We start from the raw sequence: 4,721 nt of genomic DNA on the forward strand, positions 1-4,721 counted from the left end.
CCCTTAAACTATCCATGATGGTTCTTTTTAAAATTGAATTAACTTTAATAGGAACGAAAAAATTCAGCCTAAAAAACGACACTCGACCCGACTGAAATAAAGCAAAGTGCAGAGATCTTAATAAGGCATCCAAGCGGATGCCTTAAGTGACTTAAGCGCCGCCCACATTACAGAGCGGCCAACTTAAGTAATTACTCGCTAACAACTAGGTCGCCGAAATAAGGGAATTCCATCGCGTTAACAATCGGTTTGATATCTAAAGTAGATTTCGCACCCCACGCTAGGTTTTGCCAGTGCAGTGGAACAAATGCTGCGTCGTTGTACAAAGTCACTTCGACTTTTTGTAGCATCTGTGCACGTTTCGCAGGATCGGTTTCTACGTTTGCCGCTTCAACCAACTTATCCACTTCTGGATTTGAGTAGTGACCACAGTTGTACTGGCCTTTACCACTCTCTTCGTTACGTGTCATGGTTAAGAACTCGGTGAAGTTTGCTGAGTCTTCAGTATCTGAGTGCCAGCCAATCATTAGCAGATCCGCGGCGCACTTATCAAACTCAGGCCAATATTGCGCTTTTGGCATGGTTTTAAGATCAACCTTAATACCAATTTTCGACAACATCGCCGCTGCAGCTTGTGCAACTTTCGCATCGTTCACATAACGGTTGTTTGGCGCGATCATGGTGAGCGTCAGCCCTTTCTCATAACCAGCCTCTTTCATCAGCTCTTTCGCTTTTTTCAAATCAAAACGAGGCACAAGGTTCGCGTCATAACCAGAATAACCCGCTGGGCCTTGTTGGCCAGCTGCTGTCGCAAAACCTTTCATGATTTTGTCAACGATACCTTGGTTGTTGATGGCATGAACAATGGCTTGACGCACACGGACATCTTTCAGTGCTTCATTGCTGTTTTGGTTCATTTGGAAAGTGATGATGCGCGTACCCGGCAAGGTCACAAGATCAATACCTTTGGCTTCTTCCACACGTTTATGATCGTTTGGCGCAACAGGTGCAATCATATCCACATCACCAGAAAGGAGCGCCGCAACACGAGTGGCATCTTCTTTAATCGGTACTAAGGTCAGTTTGTCTACGTTGCCTTTTGATGCGCTATCCCAATAATCTTTAAAGCGTTCAAATTCCACTTTTACGCCTTGTTCGCGGAAAGTCACTCTAAATGGGCCAGTACCAGAAACGTTGGTCGAAGCAAACGAGTTGCCGTGTTTCACAATTTCAGATTTCTCTTTACCATCAGCCGCTTTGCCCGAATAGAACTTGCTGTCCATAGGGAAGATGTAGGTTGCGGTTTGCAGAACCAGCGGATAAGCGCCTTTGGATACGATCTCGACGGTGTAATCATCCACTTTGACCATCTTTTCATACGGTTCAAAAATAGCTTTGAAATCAGGAGAATCTTGTAAACGATCGAACGTCCAGACCACATCGTCTGCCGTCATTTCGTTACCTGAATGGAATTTCACCCCTTTACGCAGCGTAAAACGGAACGTTGTATCATTGACACGTTCCCATTTCTCAGCAAGGCGAGGTTCAAAATCAAATGTCTGGGTGTAACGAACGAGAGGATCAAACACCATGTGAGACATTTGTAGCGTACCACCAGATAGCTGCTCATGCGGGTCAAGTGACACTGGGTCAGCATCATAAGCGACGGTAATATTGGCCGCGCTAGCTGCAAAGCTTAAGCCTGCCGCCATCAAAGCTACTGTTAGTTTGCTTTTCATGGTTTTCATTGCATAACTCCTTATGCGGGAATCCAAATCCCTAGTTGTTGTAATTGCTTCTGTTTATTCATTCCAAGCACGCTTGGTCATGATATCTCTATCTGTAACTTTTTTGGCTTACGCCGTTACTACATCTTCTCTTAAGCCCGTAAACTCAGGCATTAAAGAAATCAAATGCTGGCTGTATTGGTGTTGAGGTGACTTAAACAACTGCTCTGTAGGGGCGACCTCCAGTAAGGTCCCCATTTGCATGACCCCGACACGATCGCACATTTGGCGGATCACCGGTAAGTCATGGCTGATGAACAGCATGGTCAAATTGAGCTCATCTTGCAGATCTTTTAATAGGTTTAAGATCTGCGCTTGCACAGACACGTCGAGCGCGGACGTGGGTTCATCACAAATCAATAAGCGAGGACGCGTGGCGAGTGCGCGAGCAATCGAAATACGTTGACGTTGACCGCCGGAAAACTCGTGCGGATATTTCACTCCCGCCATTTTACCTAGGCCTACGTGCTCTAAAAGATCATGCACAATTTGCCGTGTTTCCGCTTCGCTACGGGTTAATTTATGAAAACGAATCGGCTCGGCAATGATATCGAAAATCTTCATTCTCGGATTCATTGAGGTATAAGGGTTTTGAAACACCATCTGCATCTGGCGGCGCATCGGACGGCGCTCGTTTTCCGATTTCAGCGCAGTAAGATCAATCCCTTCAAAACAGACTTTGCCTGAGTTTGGAGCGTACAGACCCGCAATCACGCGTGCGATGGTTGATTTACCGGAACCTGATTCCCCAACCAAACCAAAAGTTTCCCCTTCAAACACCTCGAAACTGACGTCATTTGAAGCTTGGACATATTCACGGCGACTTTCAAACAATGAGTCTTTGGTCGTAAAGCGTAAATTCACGTTTTCTACTGTCAGCAGTGGGCCTGTGTATTGGCGATTATCTTGGCTCTGACCTAACCAATGGTTTTTAACATCCAGTGGTTTTAACTCACTTGCCTCTTCGATATAGCTCACCAGCGGAAAGCGATCGAGTTTTTTATCTGAGCGAGGAACGGCGGAAATCAAACTGCGCGTATAGGAGTGATCCGGAGCGCCCAACACTTTAGCTGTCGGTCCAAATTCAACCAAGTCACCGCGATACATCACCGCGACGCGATCCGTCACGTTCGAGACCACACCCATATCATGGGTGACCAGCATACAACCAACATTGTTTTTAATGCATAGCTCGCGGATGAGGCTCAAGATTTGATCTTGAATAGAAACGTCTAATGCAGTGGTCGGTTCATCGGCAATAATAAGATCAGGTTCACCCGCCAGCGCAATGGCAATCACAACACGTTGACGCATGCCACCAGAGAATTGGTGTGGATACTGCTTCAAACGGTTTTCAGGCTGAGGAATACCCACTTGCTTCATCAAAGAAAGTGCACGCTGATACGCTTCTTCCTCAGTCACTTTCATATTGGCGTGGATGGTTTCTGTTAGTTGATGTTCAACAGTAAATAGTGGATTAAGCGACGTCATTGGGTCTTGAAAAATAAAACCAATTTTAGAGCCGCGAACTTGGCGCATCTGCTCAGGCGATAAGCCTGAAATCTTCTCACCATCTAAGAACACATCGCCACTGGCAATGAGACCAGGTGGGCTCAATAAATCGATAACCGCATTACCTACGGTCGATTTTCCGGCGCCTGATTCTCCCACAACCCCAACAATTTCACCCCGCTCGATATTAAACGAAAGCGATTTCACAGCAACGTGAACACCATGACGCGATGGGTATTCAATACGCAGGTTTTTTACTTCTAAAAGTGACATCCCAGACCTCTACGACTTGGGCAGTGTTGTGCCCTGTCTGTAACTACCTTTGAACAACAAAGCGTTCAAAGCCAGTAAAAATGAATCCATTCATACCAGTACAATATTCTGGTAATTAACAAGGCCATCAATTTGGCAAATATTTCACAGAAAAGCAACATCGATAGGATAAAAAGTCGATATCAAATCAAACCAAAGCAGTAACATCGTATTTTTATGCACCACATATGCATTAATCATTGGTATGACCAATATTCTAGCACACAGTAATACACCCCAAAACATAGACGTTAAGCCTAAGAAAACGCCAATTTACCATGCATTCTAAAAAAGAATGCAGAATAAAATTTCAAATTATATTGCGGCATATCACGTAACACATTAGAAACAAAAACCAGAATAACCAACAAAATGCCAGACTAAAAACTAATGAAAAGGCAGAAAAGCAGTGAATTCATCTGAACAGAAAATTTAGGGTTTAGCCTTTAAACATGATAATTCACTGACTTAATGAGATAGGAGTCAATAAGGAATCGAACATTGAATAGAGAGAATGGTCTTTCAACTGAGGCTTATTAAGATGGCCAGTGAAGAGCCCGGTTTTGAAAATCAGACAAACCCCACTTTGGCTCTCATTACCTTGATTAAGGCTCCAAACATCAGATATTAAAAAGCCCCAACCTTTCGACCGAGGCTTTTTAAGGTGGTCGGTGAAGAGCCCGGTTTTGAAAATCAGACGAACCCCACTTTGGTTCTCATTACCTTGATTAAGGCTCCAAACATCAGATATTAAAAAGCCCCAGTCTTTCGACTGAGGCTTATTAAGATGGTCGGTGAAGAGCCCGATTTTGAAGATCAGGCGAACCCCACTTTAGCTCTCATTACCTTGATTAAAGCTCCAAACATCAGATATTAAAAAGCCCCAACCTTTCGACAGAGGCTTATTAAGATGGCCGGTGAAGAGCCCGGTTTTGAAGATCAGGCGAACCCTACTTTGGCTCTCATTACCTTGATTAAGGCTCCAAACATCAGATGTTAAAAAGCCCCAGTCTTTCGACTGAGGCTTATTAAGGTGGTCGGTGAAGAGGGATTCGAACCCCCGACCCTCTGGTCCCAAACCAGATGCGCTACCAAGCTGCGCTATTCACC

General features: G+C 44.7%; 2 protein-coding genes. Both read right to left on the reverse strand.

Going from position 1 to position 4,721, the window contains the following annotated elements:
- Nucleotides 1–191 precede the first annotated feature (191 nt).
- Entirely contained in the window at nt 192–1,748 is a 1,557-nt protein-coding gene (locus AACT21_RS06750) for an ABC transporter substrate-binding protein (protein WP_026027967.1), read from the reverse strand.
- A gap of 108 nt (nt 1,749–1,856) precedes the next feature.
- Nucleotides 1,857–3,572 carry a dipeptide ABC transporter ATP-binding protein gene (locus AACT21_RS06755; RefSeq protein WP_019281822.1) on the reverse strand — a complete coding sequence of 572 codons (1,716 nt, stop codon included), beginning with the start codon at nt 3,570–3,572 and terminating at the stop codon, nt 1,857–1,859.
- Nucleotides 3,573–4,721: the final 1,149 nt, after the last annotated feature.

It is taken from the genome of Vibrio sp. V08_P9A1T1 (genome assembly GCF_963874405.1).
GTDB lineage: Bacteria > Pseudomonadota > Gammaproteobacteria > Enterobacterales > Vibrionaceae > Vibrio > Vibrio anguillarum.